15 protein-coding genes are annotated in these 20,708 nt (G+C 66.7%); 4 read left to right on the top strand and 11 right to left on the bottom strand.

Going from position 1 to position 20,708, the window contains the following annotated elements; all coding sequences use genetic code 11:
• Positions 1-94 precede the first annotated feature (94 nt).
• Positions 95-1,297: an MFS transporter gene (locus B8115_RS21290; protein ID WP_010629889.1), complete on the bottom strand. Its 1,203-nt coding sequence runs from the start codon at positions 1,295-1,297 to the stop codon at positions 95-97.
• A 94-nt stretch (positions 1,298-1,391) separates the two neighbouring features.
• Here B8115_RS21290 and B8115_RS21295 point away from each other — a divergent pair, with 94 nt between their 5' ends.
• Positions 1,392-2,201: a helix-turn-helix domain-containing protein gene (locus tag B8115_RS21295; protein WP_010629890.1), complete on the top strand. Its 810-nt coding sequence runs from the start codon at positions 1,392-1,394 to the stop codon at positions 2,199-2,201.
• A 10-nt stretch (positions 2,202-2,211) separates the two neighbouring features.
• Here B8115_RS21295 and B8115_RS21300 read toward each other — a convergent pair whose 3' ends face one another.
• From B8115_RS21300 to B8115_RS21315, 4 genes are read right to left on the bottom strand one after another with little or no spacing between them, the layout of a single operon-like run.
• Positions 2,212-2,505 (bottom strand): DUF2149 domain-containing protein, encoded by a 294-nt coding sequence (locus tag B8115_RS21300; protein ID WP_010629891.1) that lies wholly within the window; start codon positions 2,503-2,505, stop codon positions 2,212-2,214.
• Positions 2,502-2,981 carry a MotA/TolQ/ExbB proton channel family protein gene (locus B8115_RS21305; RefSeq protein ID WP_010629892.1) on the bottom strand — a complete coding sequence of 160 codons (480 nt, stop codon included), beginning with the start codon at positions 2,979-2,981 and terminating at the stop codon, positions 2,502-2,504. Before B8115_RS21305 ends, B8115_RS21300 begins: the two co-directional genes overlap by 4 nt.
• Positions 2,978-6,928, bottom strand: a complete 3,951-nt coding sequence (gene cobN / locus B8115_RS21310) for a cobaltochelatase subunit CobN (RefSeq protein ID WP_010629893.1) — start codon at positions 6,926-6,928, stop codon at positions 2,978-2,980. Before cobN ends, B8115_RS21305 begins: the two co-directional genes overlap by 4 nt.
• A 1-nt stretch (position 6,929) precedes the next feature.
• A complete protein-coding gene (locus B8115_RS21315; protein ID WP_010629894.1) occupies positions 6,930-8,867 on the bottom strand; it encodes a TonB-dependent siderophore receptor in 1,938 nt (645 codons plus the stop codon).
• Positions 8,868-9,043: 176 nt separating this feature from the next.
• On the opposite strand from B8115_RS21315, the gene B8115_RS21320 reads away from it, so the two are divergent.
• Positions 9,044-11,482 carry a membrane-bound PQQ-dependent dehydrogenase, glucose/quinate/shikimate family gene (locus B8115_RS21320; protein ID WP_010629895.1) on the top strand — a complete coding sequence of 813 codons (2,439 nt, stop codon included), beginning with the start codon at positions 9,044-9,046 and terminating at the stop codon, positions 11,480-11,482.
• Here B8115_RS21320 and B8115_RS21325 read toward each other — a convergent pair.
• A complete protein-coding gene (locus B8115_RS21325; protein WP_010629896.1) occupies positions 11,461-12,360 on the bottom strand; it encodes a LysR family transcriptional regulator in 900 nt (299 codons plus the stop codon). The genes B8115_RS21320 and B8115_RS21325 overlap by 22 nt on opposite strands.
• A gap of 95 nt (positions 12,361-12,455) precedes the next feature.
• Here B8115_RS21325 and B8115_RS21330 point away from each other — a divergent pair, with 95 nt between their 5' ends.
• On the top strand, positions 12,456-13,220 hold the full coding sequence (locus B8115_RS21330) for an NAD(P)H-dependent oxidoreductase (RefSeq protein ID WP_010629897.1): 765 nt from the start codon (positions 12,456-12,458) through the stop codon (positions 13,218-13,220).
• A gap of 28 nt (positions 13,221-13,248) precedes the next feature.
• Here B8115_RS21330 and aroQ read toward each other — a convergent pair whose 3' ends face one another.
• Complete coding sequence (aroQ, locus tag B8115_RS21335) at positions 13,249-13,812, bottom strand: gamma subclass chorismate mutase AroQ (RefSeq protein WP_010629898.1); 564 nt, start codon at positions 13,810-13,812, stop codon at positions 13,249-13,251.
• Between the two features lie 264 nt (positions 13,813-14,076).
• Here aroQ and B8115_RS21340 point away from each other — a divergent pair, with 264 nt between their 5' ends.
• Positions 14,077-15,570 (top strand): methyl-accepting chemotaxis protein, encoded by a 1,494-nt coding sequence (locus B8115_RS21340; protein ID WP_010629899.1) that lies wholly within the window; start codon positions 14,077-14,079, stop codon positions 15,568-15,570.
• A gap of 45 nt (positions 15,571-15,615) precedes the next feature.
• Here the strand turns inward: B8115_RS21340 and B8115_RS21345 are convergent, their stop codons facing one another.
• From B8115_RS21345 to B8115_RS21360, 4 genes are all read right to left on the bottom strand, one after another.
• Positions 15,616-17,388, bottom strand: a complete 1,773-nt coding sequence (locus tag B8115_RS21345; protein WP_010629900.1) for a sensor domain-containing phosphodiesterase — start codon at positions 17,386-17,388, stop codon at positions 15,616-15,618.
• A 132-nt stretch (positions 17,389-17,520) separates the two neighbouring features.
• Complete coding sequence (locus tag B8115_RS21350) at positions 17,521-18,423, bottom strand: PA4780 family RIO1-like protein kinase (RefSeq protein ID WP_051004688.1); 903 nt, start codon at positions 18,421-18,423, stop codon at positions 17,521-17,523.
• Positions 18,424-18,450: 27 nt separating this feature from the next.
• The gene (gene dbpA / locus B8115_RS21355; protein ID WP_035591902.1) at positions 18,451-19,851 is read right to left on the bottom strand and encodes an ATP-dependent RNA helicase DbpA; all 1,401 of its coding nucleotides are present in this window, start codon (positions 19,849-19,851) and stop codon (positions 18,451-18,453) included.
• Between the two features lie 256 nt (positions 19,852-20,107).
• Positions 20,108-20,708: TolC family protein (locus B8115_RS21360; RefSeq protein WP_010629903.1), on the bottom strand; the 601-nt coding region annotated here is incomplete at its 5' end.

Genomic DNA, 20,708 nt, shown 5'->3' on the forward strand with positions numbered 1-20,708 from the left:
AAGAAAATGAGCGTGCTAAGAGACTAGCCTAATGGGACCGCCTTCGGTCAAGCGATGGCGCGCTGCAGGTAGGCCGCCAGCGCTGCCACTTACGTTACTGGCTATCGCCGAGAGCCGCCTGCGCGTAGCGTCGGGCCGGCAGCAGCAAGGCCGCCATGGCCACTCCGACGGCACAGGCGGCCAGCAACATGTAGAGCCGGACGAATCCGGCGGCCGGCTCGTAACCCCAGGCCACGATCGGCACGGCCAGGGCACCGACCCCCAACGACAGTACGTACTTCACGGCATAGACCCGTGCCCGCCAGGCGCTCGCGGTATGGCGTGCCACGATGGCATCCTGTACCGGAATGACACCGAACACCGTCAGCATCAGCCCTAGCGACAGGGCAACGATCTGCCATTGCCCACCCTGTACCATCAGCAGCAACAGCGGAACCTGCAACAACGCCAGCAGCAGCATCAATTGCCGCGGCGCGACCCGGTCCACCGCCCTGCCGGTGACGAGTTGCGCCATGGAGGCGCAGGCGAAGATCAGCGAGGCCAGCCCGGCGGCACCGAGCAGGGCATTCCCGCCGCCGCTGAAGGCGTCTTCCATAATCTTGGGCAGCGCGACGGTGGTGGAGGCAAACACGAGGCCGCCCATCAGTGCGGTGACGATCAGGTAGGCCAGGATCCGGCCCGGAATGGCCGTTGAGGCCTGCACCGCTGCCGTAGCATCGTCAGCCGGTCGTAGCGGCTGAAGCGGCTTGCTTTCAGCCGGTACCAGCGCCAGGTAAGCGATGCCACTCGCCAGGCACAGCGCCCCGGGTATGAAAAAGGCGGCCTGCCAACCGAGCATGCCCGTGATCGCACCGGTAAGCAGCGGCGCCGCTGCGACGCCCATGTTGCCCCACACGCCATTCACCCCCAGCGCCTGACCGACGCCATCACTGCTCTCCGCCACCATGGCGATGCCGACGGGATGATAGATGGCCGCGAAGCTACCCATCAGAAACAGCCCGGCCGCCAACTGGTAAGGGCCGCTCGCAAAGCCTGTGAGCATGGAAGCCGCACCGAGTCCCAGGAACATCAGGGCTATCATGCCGCGCCGACTCCAGCGGTCGCCCAGCCAGCCCGCCGGCAGGGTAAAGGCGGCAAAGGCGACGAAGCCCGCCGTGGCCGGTAGTAGCAGCGCAGCGTAATCGCCCTGGCCGCGTCGCTCGAGCGCCACCGCCACCGTGGGATGGATCAGCATGAAATAGTGGGCGTAGGCGTGCCCCAGGTTGAGGAACAGTAGCGGAACGCGTTTGCCGTTCATGGCCAGACTCCAGAGTTGCCGAGCTTTCAGGCTAAACTGGACGCGAAGCGACTTCTCTCGCCATTCTGACAAGACATATCGCGAAACGGACAATATGCCCCATACCCTGGCCCACGCCACGCCCCTGTCACGCGATGCCCTACAGCGGCGCATCGAGAGCGCCTCGGGTCCGGTACAGCCCTATGCCTGCGACTATCCCGCCGGCTGGGACACTGGCCGTCATCATCACCTGCGCCATCAGCTCGTCTTCGCCACCCAGGGCGTAATGACGGTGGCGACCCCAGCGGGATGGTGGATGGTGCCACCCCAGCTTGCGGTATGGATTCCCGCTCGCCTGGAGCATGCGCTGCTGATGCACCGGCCTGTGAAGCTGCGCACCCTCTATCTCGATGAGCGGCTAGGGCCATCGGCCCAGCCACGCGTAGTGAACGTCTCGTCGCTGCTGCGCGAGCTGATACTGCGTTTGATGAAGCTGCCGACCGAGGCGACCGCCCACGGCGCCGGCGCCCGCTTGGTCGCGGTACTGCTGGACGAGCTGCACGCGGGCCCCACCGTCCCGCTGCACCTGCCCGAGCCCGACGATCCCGCGCTGCGGCGGATCTGCACCGCCCTGCGTGACGACCCGGCTAACCGGGACGACCTGACCACCTGGGGCGGCAGGGTCGGTGCCTCGTCACGCACCCTGGCACGACGCTTCCTGGCGCAGACCGGCATGGGCTTTACCGCCTGGCGACAGCAGGCCCGCCTGCTCGCCGCCCTGCCCATGCTGGCGGAAGGGCGCTCGGTCACCGTCGTGTCTCAGGAGGTCGGTTACGAATCGCCCAGCGCCTTCATCGCCGCCTTTCGCCGCAGCCTCGGCACCAGCCCCGGGCGCTACTTTTCCCGCCCGGCCGGCCATGATTGAGGTCTTACGCTCAGTCGCTGTCCGGCACGAAGACCAGCGAGCCGTCCTGCAGGCGGTAGGTAGTGCCGGCACGTACGCCCTCCCCTTCGCCGATCTCGCCGCTGCGCTCATAGCGCTCCAGTCGCTCAGCCGTTTCTGCGACCGTCTCGCCCCCTTCACGCTGACTCACGGCCTCGAGCGCCGTGGCGCTGCTCTGGGCCACCACGATCAGCAGCATCACCACGATGACCAGGAAGACATCGATGACATTGACCACCGAGAGGATCGGGTCGTCGCTCTCCTCGGCGTCCAGGAAACGCCTCATGCCCCGGCCTCCTCGCGCTCGATGCGTTTGAGTGCCACCAGAAGCCAGCGCCGCCGCACGGTGAGTATCCAGAAGGTGATCGAGGCGGTGATCAGCGCCAGGATCACCGCGGCGAAGGCCACCACGAGCTGCTCACCCACCGTGGCCAGGTCGCCGTCGCCCAGCGCCAGCAGCGCCGGCCCCAGCGGAATCATGGTGGCCACCAGGCCCAGCATGGGTGCGGTACGCGATACCACTCGCAGCGGTTCGAGGCGGCGCAGGATCACCAGCTCCAGCTCCTCGCTGTCGAGCCGGCCGTGGCGAGCCAGCTGCTCACGCAATGGACAGGCCGCCAGGCCTCGACGCCGCTGCCAGGCGGCCACGGCGAAAGCGCCAAGGGCATAGAAGGCGTAGGCAAATAGCAGCAGGATCAGGATCAGCACCGGCATCAGGAATAGCCGGCCCAGTTCGTACATGGTGATTTCCAGCGTCGTCATGTGAGGGTCTCCCGATAGGCAGGTAGTGCGTTGGCGTGGCGACCGCGCCGCCACTGATGCAGGGCGCCAAGCAGGAACGGCAGCAACACCATGATGTAGAGCAGCGATGTCCAGGCAGAGGTAGCATCGCCCTGCGGTGCGGGCTCATTCATCGGCTGAAGAAGCTCGCCCACCACCGGTTCCGTTTGCCCGCCGCCCTCCCCCACCGACATGGGCGACTGCATCCCGAAGCCGGCCAGGCTGGCGTCGACGAACGCCTCCCGCGCCGCGCTGCCGCCGGTGCTGCCGTGGGCGCCGGTCCACTCCCGGTAATGGGTCAGCAGCGCCTCCAGGGTGGCGTCGTCGGGCTGCCAGTGGGCGGTGCGCACGGCGTCCAGCATGCGCTCGACGATGCGTGTCAGCGCTTCGGGGTTGTGCGTCTCGAACCACGCCTCCAGCCCCAGCTCATAGGCGTCCTGTACGTAGATCTCGAAGAAGCGCTGCCACTGGTCGTCGCGCACCATCTCCGGCGCGGTGGCCTGCCAGCCCCACAGGTTTTCGACGGTGGCCTGTAGATTGGTGGTGCCCGAGTAGCCCTCCGCCACCATGCTGGCGAGCCAGCGCGGGTGGTGGTAGCGGGTGCGGATCTCCCGCGAGAGGAACTGCTCGGCACGCTCCATGCGACCATTGGCTGGGTCGCGCAGGTTGCCGATGTAGAGCGTGGGACGCTCGCCGCCGGCCACGCTGGCGCCGAGCGAGAGCCCGCCCAGGTACTGGAAGGAGTCATCGGAAGTGAGCAGGCCGTAGAGGTTGGAGCTGCGGGCGAACACCGCGGCATCGATCTCGCCGAGCTGGCGCTCGAACAGGTTGAGCCCGGCCACCGTTTCGCCCCAATGCTCGGGGTCGGGACCGTAGGCATGCTGCAGACGGTCGAGGAAGACCCGCCCCAGGTAGGCGTCGTCGCGCTCGCTGCCGTTGGCCCAGGCGTCCACGTCGGCCACGGCACCGTCCAGGCCCAGCCCGTACTGGCCGATGTCCGAGGAGAAGGCCCGGGTGCGGCTCAGCCGCGCCACGCTCTCGGCGTCCAGCCCCAGAGCGCTGAGTTCCTCTTCCAGGCGCAGAGTCATGGCCCGTACGGGGTTGTCCGTCTCCTCTTGCTCCGCCGCCAGGGCAGCGGCCTGGGCCAGCCACTCGAGGGTGCCGGCGAAGGCATCGCGGTAGAGCCCGCTGGTCTGCAGCACTACGTCGACACGAGGACGGCCCAGCTCTTCCTGGGGAATCAGTTCGATGCCCTCCAGACGACCGCGCGAATTCCACACCGGCCGTACCCCCAGGGCGGCCAGCACCTGCCCTTCGATCACGCCATGGTGGCGCATCACCTCCATGGACCACAGCGTGAAGGCCAGCCGTTCGGGCGGCTCGCCATGTTCCGCCCGGTGCTCTTCGAGCAGCGTCTCCAGCAGCTCGGCGCCGGTCTCGTAGGCGGCGCGGGTGGGCACTCGCGAGGGATCGAAACCGTAGAGGTTGCGCCCGGTGGGCAGCGACTCGGGGTTGCGGATGGGGTCGCCGCCCACCGAGGGCATGACGAAGCCACCGCCCAGCGCTGCGATCAGCGCTTCGCTCTCGCGCTGGATGCGCAGCGCTTCGAAATACTCGTCTGCGCGGGCGAGCATGTCGGCCAGCGCCTCCTCATGCTCGCCAGCACTGTCTCCCGTTTCCAGCAGGTGCGCGACGAGCAGGCGGTAGGGGGCGGAGTCGACCACGGCGGTCTCGAAATCACCGGCGAACAGCTCTTCGGGGTCGTCGGCAACGAGTTCGAGGAATTCGTCGCCGAGCATCTGCATCACCGTGGCGACCAGGTGCTCGTCTTCCGCCATGCGGCCGAAGGTGTGCAGGCCGATGGGCTCGCTCTGCTGGGCCAGGTCGTGGATGTAGTCGTGCAGCGCATGCAGGAAATGCTCGAAGTCGGCGTCCAGGGCGGCATCGTCGAAGCCCAGGTCGGCGTGCAGATCCATCTCGCGCCCCTGTTTGACGATTTGATCACGCACCCGCTCGCGGGCGGCGCCGTCGTCCATGGTCTCCCAGTCGTGCACCAGGTGGTGCAGGTCCACCAGCTCATGGTAGAGCGCCGCTGGGGCGAAAGGCGGGGTCTGGTGGGAAACCATGGTGGCGCGCAGGCGCCGCTTGGCCAGGGTGGCCTCGGCCAGGTTGTCGACGATGTAGGGATAAACGTGGGTCAGCTCGCCGAGCTGGGCATGGGGGTCGTCGTCCAGCGCCAGGCCGCGACTCTTGCCCACGCCGAACTCAGCCGAACCGTGGGTGCCGAAATGGATCAGGGCATCGGCGTCGAAAGCACGATGCAGGTAGGCGTAGCTGGCCAGGTAGTCGTGGCTCAGCGCCAGGTCGGTATCGTGGTAGGCCCCTTCCCGCGCCGGATCGCCCGGCAGCGCCCGCGGCGGCTGGGGCATGACCAGCAGATTGCCGAGGGCCAGACGCGGCACCACGAAGAAGCGCTCGCCGTCACGCTCGATCAGGGTTCGTGCCGTCTCCGGCGGGCCCCACTCCGCTTCGGTGCGTGCCCGCACGGACTCGCCGCGGGAATCCAGCCAGTCGAGGTAGTCGTCGAGTGGGAAAAGAGCAGCCAGGTCGTCGTCGAGCAGCGCTTCGAGGCCGGCGTCGGCCTGGTAGGCACCGACCAGCCGCTTGCCGGCATCGGTGAGCCGCTCTACGTCGGCCCGCTCCACGTCGTAGCCCGCCTCGGCCAGGTCGTGCAGGGTGGCAGCGAGGCTGGCGGGCAGGTTGAGGTGCGAGGCGGAGAAGTTCTCGCTGCCCGCCGGATAGTTATAGACGTAGAGGCCCAGGCGCTTGTCTGCATTGGGCTTGCGCCGGAGCTCGGCGGCCTTGAGCGCTCGACGCACCAGCATGCCGAGCTCGGGCTCGATCGGCAGCACTTCCCCACTGACGGCATGCTCCGCCGCTACCACGCTGGGGTCGGCGATGCCGGCCATCTCGGCCATGGCGAAGTAGAACGGCGTGCTGCCCCGGGGAAAGCCCACCGGGTCGTCGCGCCAGGCGGCCTCGTCGCCATCGCGGTAGATCAGCCCCTGCAGCACCGGCACGCCCAGGGCCGCCAGATCGTCCCGGCGCCCTTCGGGGTTAAGGGTCACGCGGTAGAACAGCAGCGCGTCGACGACCGGTTCGCCCCCTTCCATGGTCATGGCCGTGAGCCCCTCGCCGCCCTGCACCGGCACGTAGAACGGCAGCGGCACCGCGCCGGCCGCCTCGATATGCGCAATGGTGGCGTCGATCCACCCGGTCAGGGTGTGGCGCACGTGGGTATCGTGCAGGGCAATGCCGATCACCGGACGCTCGTCGAAGTTGCCGTACCAGTCGCGGTAGTCCGCCAGGTCGTCGAACACCAATCCCTCGTAATCAGGGTGGTAGATGCCGTGATCGGGATAGTGAATGGGCTCCGGCACCGGGGCATCATGCAGCCCCAGCAGCGGCCCGGCGATATGGGCGAACAGCGCTGCGAAGTTGCGCTCGCCGCCCTCGGTCAGGTAGGCAGCGATACGCTCGCCGAGCCCGGCCTCCAGGCCGTGGCTCTCGGTTCGCTCACGTGCCACGACCACCAGCGGGGTTTGCCTCTCGGCCAGGGCCTCGCGCAGCGCCTCGACCCTTTCGGGGCGGGCGAGCTCGTGGCTCGGGGCAAAGACCACCGCCAGATCGAGACCCGCCAGCGCTGCTGCTTCGGGAGACTCCGGCAGCGCTTCGACGAAGCCGGTGTCGACCTCGATGCCCTGGGCATCGCCCAGCCGGGCCAGCTCCTCGAGCAGGCCCGGCCGGATGGGGTCGTTGACCAGTAGCAGCATGCGCGGGCGCTCCTCCTCGGCCGCCAGCGCCGTGGTAAGTAGCAGCCCGGCCAGCGCGATCAAGGCCAGACCGGCACGTCTCAGAACTCCCCACATCTCAGAACTCCCAGTTCAGCGAGGCATGGTAGAAACGGCCACGAATCTCGTTGATGAAGGCGTCGTCCACCTCCGCCAGGCGCTGGTCGGTCAGGTTGTCGATGCCGGCAACAAGCGACAGGCCATGACCAAGCGACTGGCGCAGCCCCACATGGAGCAGGGTGTAGTCGCGGGTACGCACCTCGCCGCGCCGTTGGGAGCCGATGTACTCGCCGCGCAGGTGCGCCGCCGCCCCCTGCCACACCGGCGTTTCCGCCAGCAGATTGAAGCGCTGCCGCGGGCGGTTCTCCAGGGTTTCGCCGGTGTCGCGATTGCGCGCGTCGAGGTAGGTGTAGTTGGCCCGCAGCAGGCTGCCGTCGTCGAATTGACGGCCAAGCTCCAGCTCCACGCCCTGGGTGCGCGCACGGTCGACGTTGATGTAGGTGCGCAGCTCGTCCTCACCGGGCGGACGGCTACCGGGTTCGCAGAACTCGATGCAGCGCAGGTCGATCAGGTCCTTGATGTCGTTGCGGAACAGGGTGATGGCAGCGCGATGCCGCTCGGTCTCGTGCTCCAGCGCCAAGCTGTAGCTGTCGCTGCGTTCGGGTTCGAGATCGGGATTACCGATGATGCGCAGCGGCCGGGTGGCGAAGGTGAAGTCGTAATCCGCCGCCGAACGGCGCAGGTCGGGGGCGCTGAAGCCGCGGCCGTAGTCGGCCTTGAGCCGGGTGCTTGGCGTGAGTGCGTAGACTGCACCGGCACGCGGGCTCACCTCGCCGGTGTAACGGGTGTGATCGTCGTAGCGGGTGCCCAGGGTCAGCACCAGTCGGTCGTCGAGGAAGTGGCCGCGGTTCTGCACCAGCACGCCGCGATGGTTGACGGTGTCGTCGTGTTCGCGCTCGCCCTCACGGTCGCGCGAGAAGTGCTCGCGACGATGATCGGCGCCCACCGTCAGCTCCTGGCCCACGCCCCAGTAGTAGGTGGCGCTGGCGTCGACGATGTCGTCGGTGTGCTGGTCGCGACGATCGAGATGCAGCGCCTCGGAGTCGCTGCGCGAGCGGTAGGCGTCCACTCGGGCGGTCCAGGTCGGTGCATCGAACTGGTAGCGGGCCCCAGTGCTATAGCGCCAGATGTCGAGTTCGCGGGTGTCAGCATCGCCCCGCCGGGCGCGCCGCTCGTCGTCGCTGCCATGAAAGAACAGCTCGACCTCGTGCCCATCGCCGGGGAGGAAGAGCAGGCTGCCCATGCCCGAGAGCGCCTCGCGCCCCTCGATCTCATCTATCCCCGGCTGGTCGGGGTTGAGCACACCGTCGCGGTCGAGGTAGTCCAGGCTCAGCATGGCGCCGACCCGTTCGCTCAGCGGGCCCGCCGCATGCACGGCCAGGTTGCGCTCGTTGCCGCCGCTGCGCGGGTGCACGCTGCCCAGGCGTGACTGCACCCTGCCGGTCCAGCTGTCCTCGGGCGGCCGTACGATCACGTTGATCACGCCCCCCAGGGCATCGGCGCCGTAGAGCGACGAGGTGGGCCCGCGCACCACCTCGATGCGGTCGATAGCGGCGGTGGGAATCTGCGCCATGCGGAAATCGCTGTGGCCGACCAGCTCATCGGTGTTGTTGAGGCGCCGGCCGTTGACCAGGATCAGCGTCTGCCCCGGATTGAAGCCGCGCACGCGGATCTGACTGCGACCGTCCTGCTCGTTGTCGATGGCAAGCCCAGGCACGTCGCGCAGCAGTTCCGCCAAGGTGGTGGCCGGCTGGCGCTCGATGTCCTCGCGGGTGACTTCGGAGTAGCCGCTCGGCGCCTCTTCGCGGCGAATTTCGCTACGGGTGGCGGTGACCACCAGCGGCGAGAGCGAGCCGACCCGCGGCTGTCCGGTTTCCGTTGTCTCGGCCCAGGCCGGCGACCAGGCGAGGAGGCAGGCCAGGCTCCCGCCCAGCCAAGCGTATCGTTGGCGTTCCATTGGATTCCCCTTGCATGCTAACAAAAGAGAAATGTTATAACATAACAGCAATGCTGTATGGCAAATGCCGCCCGATCCGTTGGGCTGCATTCATGGCACCCACCCTCGATGTAGCCTAGCTTTAAGCGAGCCCCTCAATCGGGCCTACCTTCTCGCCCTTGACCACGGGTAACGCCATGGATGTGCATACCTCACGAGGAGCGGCCGGCTGGGCCGTCACCGTTTTCGCCATCGTTCTGCTGCTGCTCGGCCTGGCCATGTCGCTGGGTGGCGCCTACCTGATCTATCTCGGCGGAACGTTCTACTTTCTCCTGGCCGGCATCGGCACGCTGGTGGCTGCCGTCATGCTCAAGTTGGGTTTGCCAGCGGGGGTGTGGGTCTATGCCGCTACCGTCGCGGGTACGTTTCTCTGGTCGCTGTGGGAAATTGCCATGAAGGGCTGGATGCCAGTCTGGCACATCGACCTGATGGCGCGTACCGGCCTCATGGCCGGGCTGCTGGCTGTCGCCCTACTGCTGCTGCCGGTGTTGTACCGCCGCGGCTACTATCAGCCCGCCCTGCCTTACGCCGGTCCGCTGCTGGGCGTGCTGATCATGGTCGGCTACGCCGGGACGGTGCTGTGGCTCATCTTCGGCTCTGGCCCCGATGCCCCCACCACGGCGGCGGCCGAGGCGATCCCTCAGCAGGATGCCCCGAACGACACCGACTGGATCGCCTACGGCGGTACCAACCTGGCCCAACGCTTCTCGCCGGCGGACCGGATCACACCGCACAATGCCGATCAGTTGGAGGTGGCCTGGGAGTTCAATACCGGCGATGAACCGCCCAGCGACGCCGCCCCCTACGCCTTCCAGAATACGCCGTTGAAGATCGGCAACAGCCTGTACGTCTGCACTCAGAGCAACCAGGTCTTCGCTCTAGACCCCGGCACCGGCGAGCAGCAGTGGCACTTCGACCCTGAAGTGGCGGTGGAGGCCCAGGAACACGTTTTCTCTACCACCTGCCGCGCGGTGGCTTATTTCGAGGCTCCCGAGCCTGTCGAGGAGTGCCCGCGTCGCCTGCTGTTGGGAACGCTGGACGGCCGCCTGATGGCACTGGACGCCGAAGACGGCTCGCTGTGCAGCGATTTCGGCGACGCCGGCACGGTGGATCTCAACGACCGCATGGACCCGCAGGCGTTGGGGCTGCTCTCCAACACTTCGGGGCCGATCGTGGTGAACGGAATCGTGGTGGTGGGCCACCAGGTCACCGACAACCAGCGCCGTGACGGGCCTTCCGGCGCCGTTCGCGCCTACGATGCCATCACCGGCGAATGGCAGTGGACCTGGGACGCGGTATGGACCACACCGGACCGGCAGCCACCTGAAGGCGAACTCTACCCTCGCGGTACCCCCAACGTGTGGGCGCCGATATCGGCCGACGAGGAGCTGGGGCTGGTCTACCTGCCCACCGGCAACCCCACCAACGATCAGTACGGTGGTGACCGCAGCCGTGAAGAGGATGAGTTCACCTCGACGCTGGTGGCGGTGGAAGCCGACAGCGGAGAAGTGCGCTGGAAGTTCACCACGGTGCTACACGATCTGTGGGACTACGACCTTGGCGCCCAGCCCGCACTGATCGACTTCCCCACCGATGACGGCCCCCGCGCCGCCGTGGTCCAGGCGACCAAGTACGGACAGGTGTTCGTCTTCGACCGCGAGACCGGTGAGCCCCTGCTACCCATCGATGAACGCCCGGTGCCCCAGGGCGCCATCGAGGGCGACTGGACCGCCGAGGTGCAGCGCTTCTCGCCTAGCATGCCGAACTTCGGCTCGATACCCGGCCAGGAGGTCGAGCACTTCACCGGCGCCCATACCTGGGGGGCGACGCCCATCGATCATCTCTACTGTCGTATCCAGTTCGAGCGTATGCGCTACGAAGGCATGTTCACCCCGCCGACTCTGGACCACCCGGGCGGCTCGCTGCAGTTCCCGGGCATTCTCGGCGGTATCAACTGGGGTAGCGCCGCCTTCGATCTCGAGAATGGGCTGATGATCGTCAACAACAACCGCATGCCGGCGCGAATCGTGCTCTACCCACGCGAGGAAGCCGATGAGATGGAGAACATCGACCCCATCGGCGAGGAGGACGCCAGCTATATCGATCAGGAAGCGCAGCCCATGCTCGGCGCCCCGGTGGCAGCGCAGCGTGGCGCCTGGCTCTCACCGCTGGACATGCCCTGTGCCGCGCCGCCCTGGGGCTTTCTCAGCGCCACCGATCTCGCCACTGGCGAACTGGTCTGGTCCCGACCGATCGGCACCAGTTTCGACCAGGGCCCCTGGGGTATCCCGGCGAGACTGAAGATGACCGTCGGCGCCCCCACCAGCGCGGGACCGGTCACGACGGCCGGCGGCGTAACCTTCATCGGCGCCACCATGGACGACTACATTCGCGCCTTCAACAACACCACCGGCGACATGCTGTGGGAGGCGCGCTTGCCCGCAGGCGGCCAGGCGACGCCGATGACCTACATGCACGAGGGACGTCAGTACGTGGTGATCGCCGCAGGCGGCGCCTTTCAGGCCGAAACCAGCCTGGGCGACAGCGTGATGGCCTATGCCCTGCCCGAGGAGTGAGCTGGCTGCCCGGGCCGGCCCGCCAGGCGAGGTTGGCAGGCGCTCAGCGCCTCGGCGACATAAGTCATAAAGGCGCGAATGCGCGCCACCCGGCGCAGGTCGGGATGGGTCAGCAGCCACAGGTCGGTGGCAAGCTCGGGGATCGGCTTGCCGAGTCGCACAAGGGCCGGTTCGGCATCGGCGAGATAACAGGGCAGCACGGCGCGACCGAGGCCGTCGCGGGCGGCGGCCAGCATGCCGAACATGGTGTCGACGCGATAGCGGCAATGCTCGTTGGCCCCCTGCCCGGTCATCCAGGCGTCGAGTGCGGCATAGCCCAGGTGGCGGTCTGGCCCGACCCAGGCATCGGCGGTGCCATCGGCGCGAGCGTAGACGGCCTGGGCGATGGTGCCGACCCGCCGCCCCACCAAGTGCTCGGGTGGCGTGGGCGAGGGCCGCACCGCCACGTCGGCGTCGCGCTGGGAAAGATTGAATAGTTGGTTGGAGACCGCCACTTCGAGCACGATTTCGGGGTGGGTGTGCTGGAAGCCGGCGAAGATCGGCGACAGCAGCCCCATCAATAGCGTATCGGTGGTGGTCACGCGAATGGTGCCGGAGAGGCGCAGGTCACGCCCCACCACACGCCGCTCGGCGCCCAGCACCTCGGTTTCCACACGGGCAGCGGTTGCCGCCAGGTCCTCCCCCGCCGGGGTCGGTGCGTAACCCGTGCGCGAGCGTTCGAACAGCGCCACGCCCAGGCGCCGCTCGATGGCATTCAGGCGGCGGAACACCGTGGCGTGACTGGCCCCCAACCGCCGTCCGGCGCCGGAGAGCGAGCCCGCCTCGGCGATGGCCTGCACCACGCGCAGGTCGTCCCAGTGCAGCGAGTGTTCATTCATGCAAGGTACATTGTCATTTTTCAGGAATGTCGGTTTACCAGCGTACAGCATAGCCTGATGGCATGCATCGTACGCCAACCAACCCGAGCCCCGACATGACTATGCCCAAGTTGAGTGCCCTGATCGTGTTCTGCCACCCCGAACCTCGCTCGTTCAACGGCGCCCTGAAGGAGGTCGCCGTCGAGACCCTGCAGCGGCAAGGCTACCGTGTCGAGGTCTCGGATCTCTACGCCGAAGGCTTCGATCCGCTGGAGCGGCCAAGCCATTACGTCGAGCGCGCCGAACCCGAGACGTTCCTGCCCCTCACCGAACAGCGCCACGCCTACGAGGGTGGCTTTTTGCCCGCCGACGTAAAGCGTGAAATCGAGCGCCTGGAGCATGCCGATCTGGTGATCCTGCAGTTTCCGCTGTGGTGGCACGCCCAGCCGGCCATGCTCAAGGGCTGGTTCGACCGGGTGTTCGTCTATGGCGGGCTCTACAGCGGCCGCATGCGCTACGACCGCGGCCGTTTTCCCGAGAAGAAGGGCATGCTCTCGGTGACCACCGGCGCCCCGGCGCCGACCTTCACCCGGCATGGGCGCAGCGGCCATATCGTGGCGCTGCTGTGGCCGATCCACTACTCGCTCTACTACCTGGGCGTCAGCGTGCTGCCGCCTCAGGTCACCTACGGGGTACAGGGCGGTGGGCTGAGCTACCAGGACGAGGCGGCGTTCCGTGAACGCTTGGAAGCGGAGAAGTCCGCCTGGGCACGGCGGCTGGAAGGACTCGACGGCGAGGCAGCAATCCCCTTCGCCGGCTGGGACGACTGGGACGAACAGGGGGTGCTCAAGGCCGAGCACCCCCTAGCCTGGCAGCTGTAGGGTTCACTATGACGCGAACGGCTGGCCACTATGGTGCAAAGCGCTCTCTCAGTGGCGCGATCGCCACGTCACGCGGTTCGCCGTCGAAGTCGTCCTGGATCAGCTCCGCGGCGCGCTGCTCGAGGTAGCGCCCTGCCCCTTCCACCTCGGCGATGCGCTGCATGTCGGCCAGCGCTTCGATCAGCTGAGGCGTCAGGCGGTCGAGTACCGGGCGCACCTCCTCGGCGAGATCGGGCGGATCGGCGAAGGGAGAACGCCCCTCTTGCAGCCATTGGTGGTGCAGGCGCCGCTGGACCTGCTTGCTGGCCTCGAACTGCTTGTCGAAGAAGCGCCGAGCGAAGGCATCGTCGACGCCGGCCGCCTCGGCATCCTCTGCCACCTGATCGAGAATCTGCGCCTCGCGCTCCGGCGCCTCGATGGGCTCGCCGCTGTTCCACTTGGACTGGGCCACCAGCGGCGCCACGTCGAGCCGCTCGTCGATCAATACCAGCATGCGGTCGATGGCCGCCTTGTCCTCGTCGGGTGGCTCCGGTGGCTGCATCTGGCAGCCTGCCAGCAGCAGGGCCATCAGCAGCGTCAGGAGAAGCGGCAAAGCGCCGGGTATCGTCGGATTTCGTTTCGAATGGCAATGCATCGGGAGTCGACTCGCTTCGTTGGGCTCCGAGCCAGTGTGGCAGGTAACTCGTCTCTCTTCCTGTGTCAGCTTCCTGTATCAGAATGTTTACCTTGGCAAGACACTAAAGTTGACTGAGGCTCGGCCGATATCAGCAGGGACAATCTTTGTACAAAAACTATACATAAGAAAAAGAAGATACAAAGTTTGCTAACGACTTGCTTCCTGTCCCTGGAGTCACCCATGTCCCAGCCAGCCATCAGTATCTCGCGTCACTTTCAGCGCACCGACCAAATCATGTGGTTTCCCGCATCCGCTTTCCTGCTGCTCTGCCTGGGGGTCGGGATGGCCACGGGAACTCTGTGGCTTGCCCTGATCTTCGGCGTCACCGCATTCCCGCTAACCGCCCTGCTGCAGTGGAAATGGCCGGGGCATATCGTCAACGGCTTCGCCAAGGCGGCCCTTTTCATGGGGTTGTCGATGGTGCTGATCGAACAGAGCGGCGGCATGATCGAAGCCCACTTCAGCATTTTCATCACGCTCGCTGTCCTCATTCTCTACAGCGACTGGCGCGTCATTGCTTTCGGCGGGCTGGTCATCGCCATTCACCATGTTCTGTTCACCTGGCTGCAGCACCACGGCCATGTTCAGCTCTACCAGAGCCTGGGCAGTCACGGCGAGGCCGCCACGCTGTTCGAGTGCCTGCTGATGCATGCCGGTGCCGTGGTAGCTCAGGTCGTAGTGCTCGGCTTTCTAGCACGCGAGCTGCGGGGGATGGTGGAAGACAGTCTCACCGTATGTGAGGTGGCCGAACGGGCCGGCAGCGGCCGTCTGGATAGCGTCTTCACTCCGGCACAGCTTGGCCGGCCGGCTATCGCGGCGATGGCGCGAATGCAGCACAAACTCGCCGATACCCTGCACAAGGCGAGCAAAGCGGCCACTCAGGTGGACGTGCTGAGCGAGGGTCTTTTCAGCGCCCATGATGACGTTCGTAGCCAGGCCAGCCAAAACAGTGCCCAGGTGGAACGAGTCTCCTCGGCAGCCACCGAGATGGCCGCTACCACCCGCGAAAGCGTCGATCAGGCATCTCAGGCCAGGCAGCTTGCGAACGCAGCCGAAGGCGCCGCCCGCCACGGCAGCGAAAAAGCCACCGCCCTGCGTGAGGCCATGCAGGTACTGGAAGCACATTCACGCAGCATTACCGCTCTGCTGGGCGAAATTGACGACATCACTTTCCAGACCAACCTGCTGGCGCTCAATGCCTCGGTGGAAGCCGCCAGGGCCGGCGAGCACGGGCGCGGCTTCGCCGTGGTGGCAAGCGAGGTGCGCACCCTGGCAAGCCGCACCAGCGACACGGCCGGGCGCATTCGCGAGCGGGTGCAGCAAACCGGAGATAGCGTACGCCACGGGGTGCAACAGACCCAGGAGGTGGACGGCACCATGCAGCAGATGCTGAATGCGTTTCGCGACGTGGCCACGCGCCTGGCGGAGATCGACAGCGCCACGTCTCAGCAGCACCAGGGAATCGAGGATCTGGAAGCCAGCGTCAGCGAGATGCAGTCGTCGTTGCACCACTCGGCGCACTCTCTTGGCGAAGCCCATCGCCTGGCAGAACAGCTCACCACGGTGGCCCGCTCGCTCAATGCGGCGATTGGTGAATTTCAGCTGCAGGACGCGGTCGACAGGCTGCCGGGCATGACACACCCCGCCGCCCTGCCAGCTCCCTCCCTGGCTTGAAAAAAGCGCGCCCGGCAGCATCGGCTGCCGGGCGCCACCATGTCATCAAGCATCGCTCTTGAGCAGCCAGGCTTCGAAGTCCTGCGCCTCCAGTGGCCGCGACATCAGGAACCCCTGCGCTTCGTTGCAGCCCAGCGATTTCAGATAGTCGTAGGTGTGCTGCGTCTCCACCCCTTCGGCCACGACGCGATAGCCCAGGCGATGCGCCATGTTGAGCATCGACTCGACCAGGGTGCGGCTGCGCGGCGCATCGTCGAGTCCCTTGATGAAGGAGCGGTCGATCTTGACCACCTGGGCGGGAATGTCCTGCAGATAGGCCAGGCTGCTGTAGCCTGTACCGAAGTCATCGATAGCGATGCGTAGACCCGCCTCGATCAAATGGTCGAGCTGTTCCCAGGCAGCCTGCCCTTGGTCGAACAGGGCGGTTTCCGTCAGCTCGAGTTCAATGGCCGAAGCGGGCAGATCGGCTTTGCGCATCTGGCTCAGCAAGCGCTCGGCGAAATCGTCTTCGTCCAGATTACAGGCCGAGACGTTGAGCGACACGCCGATGTCGAGCCCCTTTCGATGCCAGTCCCGGGCCTGGGCAATGGCGGAGTCGATCACCCAGGCCGTCAGCGGACGGGCCAGCGGCGTGTTCTCGACAAGCGGTATGAACTCGGCGGGCGAAACCTCGCCAAGCGTGGGATGACGCCAGCGCAACAGGGCTTCGACGCCGAGGCAGCGGTTGGTACTCAGCTCGATGCGCGGCTGGTACACCAGACGCAGCTGGTCGGTGGCGTTGAGTGCGGCCCGGAAATCGGAGTGGAGCATGAAGCGGCGCCGATGGCTGGAATCAAGCGCCTGAGAATAGATCCCTGCTCCCACTTCGGTAAGGCGCGCATCCTGGCACGCGCTGTGTGCGGTGCGCAGCACGTCAGCGGCCATATCCTCGCCCAGACACAGCGGGGCGGCGCCCACCACCGGGCGCACCAGGATCGGCGCTTCGTTGATCAGCTCCAGGGAGAGTAGCGCCTCGCGCAGGCGCAGCGCTCCTTCGAGCAACTCTTCATTGCTGCAGTCTTCCACCAGATGGACGAACTGACACGGCCCGACGCTATAGAGTCTGCACTTCTCGCTCAGCACCTCCTGCAAGCCTCGTGCAGCCAGGCGGGACAGCTCGTCCACATAGCTCGGCCCCATGACCCGATTCAAGGTACTCACCTGGCTGATATCGAGCACCTCGGTAAACAGCGCACAGTGACGCTGACCGGGTGTATCGCGCGCCATGTCGTCGAGATCTTCGGCGAGCTGGCTGCGATTGGGCAGCCCGGTGAGCGGATCGATTCGGCCGAAAGCGTGCTGCAGCTCGATCTGGGCCATGACCATGGCGGCCATATCCTGGAGCAGTGCCACTTCCTCTGCGGTAAGCTCGCGGGGCTGGGTGTCCAGCACGCACATCGCGCCCAGGGTGTAGCCCTCCTGGGTTTGCAACGGCGCACCGGCATAAAATCGGATGCCGGAGTCGGCCAGCATGCTATCCCGGTAGGTCGAGGACTCGAGAAGATCGGGAACGACCAGCACTTTGGATTCGTCGGCCACCTCACCGCAGCAGGCCTTGAAACGCGGAATTTCCCAGTGTTCGACCCCCACTCGCGACTTGAACCACTGGCGATCGGCATCGGTCAGCGAGACTGCCGCGATGGGCATGCCGAAGAACTTGCTGGCCAGCCGCGTGATGCGGTCGAAGCTCTCGCTGGGTGGCGTATCCAGCAGGTTGAGCTGGCGCAGCGCATAGAGACGTGCCTGCTCGTAATCCGGTTGTTGTAAGTCATCGCGCATCAAGGGGTCCCTGCCAGTTCGTGCCGGCACCTTATCCGTCGGTATTCCTCCAGCCTAGTCAAATCCTGCTATCGCCACTATAGCGTGGGATTAACCGCAGCCTGCCGAATCTCGACGGTACAGCTCCCAGGCTCAGCGCTCCCGCTGGGATTCCTGCCACTCCTCGGCGGCCTCCTCCACGCCGGGCTCGTCGCCGCGGTTGCGCATCCCCTGGCGGTACGCCTCCTCCTCGCGCACGTCGTCGATCACGCTCATCAGCTCGCCGACGTCCACTGTGCCGGTGTCATGCTCGAAGCAGCCGGTCAGCTGGCTCTCCGGGTGCAGCTCGCCGGCCTCATAGAGCGCCCAGATCTCCTTGGCGTAGTCGGTGGCCAGCAGCTCCGGGGCAAAGCGGCCGAAGTAGCGGCGCATGTTGTCGACGTCGCGCTCGAACATCCACTCGGCGCTGTTGTTACCGGCGGCGTCCACCGCCTGGGGCAGGTCGATGATCACCGGCCCGTCGGTGGCCAGTAGCACGTTGAATTCGGAAAGGTCGCCGTGCACCAGACCGGCGCACAGCATCTTGACCACGTCGCGCAGGATCTTGGCGTAGTACTCCCGGGCTTGCTCGGGGCTCAGGGTCACGTCGTCCAGGCGCGGGGCGGTCAGGCCCTCGGCATCGCTGATCATCTCCATCAGCAGCACGCCGTCGATGAAGCCATAGGGCTGCGGCACCCGCACATCGGCCGCCGCCAGCCGGTAGAGGGCATCCACCTCGGCGTTGAGCCAGGCCTGCTCCTGCTCCTTCTGGCCATAGCGGGTCTTCTTGGCCATGGCCCGCGAGCGACGACTGTTGCGTTCGCGACGCCCCTCCTGGTACTGCACCGCCTGCTTGAAGCTGCGCTGCTTGGCCTCCTTGAAGACCTTGGCGCAGCGGCGCTCGCCGTGGGAAATCACCACGAAGACCTGGGCTTCCTTGCCGCTCATCAGCTGACTCTCGACTGCGTCGATCAAGCCGTCGTCGATCAGCGGCTGCAATCGTTTAGGTACCTTCACCTATCCTCCTACTGTTCAAAGCGGCAATCAGCGGCTGACACGCCGGGCGCGAAACGAGCGTCCCTTGAGCTTGCCTGTGCCGAGCTGGGCCAGCGCCGCCTTGGCGACCTCGCGCCGCACCGCCACGTATGCGCTGCGCTCCAGCACCTTGATCTTGCCTACTTGGGCCCCCTCGATGCCACCCTCGCCGGTCAAGGCGCCGAGAATATCGCCGGGGCGCACCTTCTGCTTCTTGCCGCCATCGAGCTGCAGCGTGGCCATCTCCGGCAGGAAGGGCTCCCGCGCCAGCACGCTGCGCGGCGGCAGTGGCGCTTCCTCCAGCGCTTCGCCGAGAAACTCGTTGAGCCGCTCGAGGCGATAGGCCTCGCTCTCGCTGACCAGGGTGCAGGCGATGCCGGAGCCGCCGGCGCGACCGGTACGCCCGACGCGATGCACGTGGACTTCCAGGTCGCGGGCGATCTGGTAATTGAATACCGCATCCAGCGCGGCGATATCCAGCCCCCGGGCTGCCACGTCGGTGGCCACCAGGATGGAGACGCTGTGATTGGCGAACAGTACCAGGATGCGGTCGCGATCGCGCTGCTCCAGGTCACCATGCAGCGCCAGGGCGCTGAAGCCCGCCTCACAGAGGGCATCGGCGAGTTCCTGGGCCTCGCGCCGGGTGTTGCAGAACACCACGCTGGAGCGCGGCCGGTGCTGCAGCAGCAGCCCGCGCAGGGCAGCGAAGCGCTCTGCCTCGTCGGCCACCCGGTAGACGCGCTGGCGAATGGTGCTCTCATCATGGCTCTCGGCCACCGCCACCTCGGCCGGCTCGCGCATCAGCCCCTGGGCGATGCCCCTCACCTCATCGCTGAAGGTAGCGCTGAACAGCAGGGTCTGGCGGCTGGCCGGCGTCGCGCCGACGATCGCCTCCAGGCTGGGCTGAAAGCCCATGTCGAGCATGCGATCGGCCTCGTCCAGCACCAGCACGTCGAGCGCAGCGAGATCGAGCGAGCCCTTGCGCAGGTGCTCTTCTATACGACCGGGCGTGCCCACCACCACATGAGCGCCATGGGCCAGCGAGGCCAGCTGCGGGCCGAAGGGAGCGCCGCCGCACAGGGTCAGCACCTTGACGTTAGGCAGCGTGCGCGCTAGCCGCCGGATCTCGCCGGCCACCTGGTCGGCCAGCTCGCGAGTCGGACAGAGCACCAGCGCCTGAACCTGAAAGCGCGAGACATCGAGGCGCGACAGCAGCCCCAGGCCGAATGCTGCGGTCTTGCCCGAGCCGGTCCTGGCCTGGGCGATCACGTCGCGACCGGCCAGCACCGGCGGTAGGCTTGCGGCCTGGATCGGCGTCATGGCGTGGTAGCCGAGCGAATCGAGATTGGCCAGCAGCGGTGGCGCCAGCGGCAGCGAGGCAAAGGCCCCGTCGTTGGGAGAGTCGGACACGGAAATGGACCTGCGAGAATGAATGGCGAAGGCCCCTGCCAATGCCGGGCTTCGTCTAAAGGAAGGCGAGCAGCATAGCAGAAAATGGGGGAAGACATCGTGCTACCGGCTATGTCGGGTCAGCGAGTGCTTACCGGGGCCGTACCGCGGAACGTGGTACCTAGAACGTGAAACGCAACACGTGGAACAGAGGGAGCCGGCACGGCGCATGGCGCCATGCCGGCTCGTCAGGCGGGCAAGCCAGGGGCTCGCCCTCTTAGGTGGAGGTCAGCGCCGGTTCGACATTCGCTTGGCGCGGCGCGTCCATGCGCTCTTCCCAGCCGCCGGCCAGGGCGCGGTAGAGCCCCACCAGGGCGGTGGCGGCACGCACGTTGCTCTGGGCCAGGCCGTCCTCGGCCTCGAGTCGTGAACGCTCGCTGTCGATCACTTCGAGGAAGTCGATCACGCCGACCTCGAAGCGCACCCGCGCCTGACGGGCCGCCTCGGCGCTGGCCTCGGCGGCGGCAGCCAGGTGCTCGCGCTCGCGCAGCGACTGGGCGTAGCGAGCGAGTGCCGTCTCGGCTTCCTCCAGCGCCAGCAGCACGGTCTGCTCGTAGCGCGCCAGGTTGGCCTCGGCGTCGGCATCGGCGGCGGCCATGCGCGCCCGCACCCGGCCGCTATCGAGGAACGACCAGTCCACCCCCAGCGCCACCAGTCGGGTCTGGCTGTCGCGGCCGAACAGATCGCCTGTGCTGGCGGCCTGGGTGCCGAGCAGACCGCTCAGAGTGAAGCGCGGGTAAAGATCGGCCGTGGCCACGCCGATGCTGGCGGTGGCGGCGTGCAGGCGCCGCTCGGCGGCAGCGATATCGGGACGGCGG

The organism is Halomonas sp. KM-1 (genome assembly GCF_000246875.1).
GTDB classification, from domain to species: Bacteria; Pseudomonadota; Gammaproteobacteria; order Pseudomonadales; family Halomonadaceae; genus Halomonas; species Halomonas aerodenitrificans.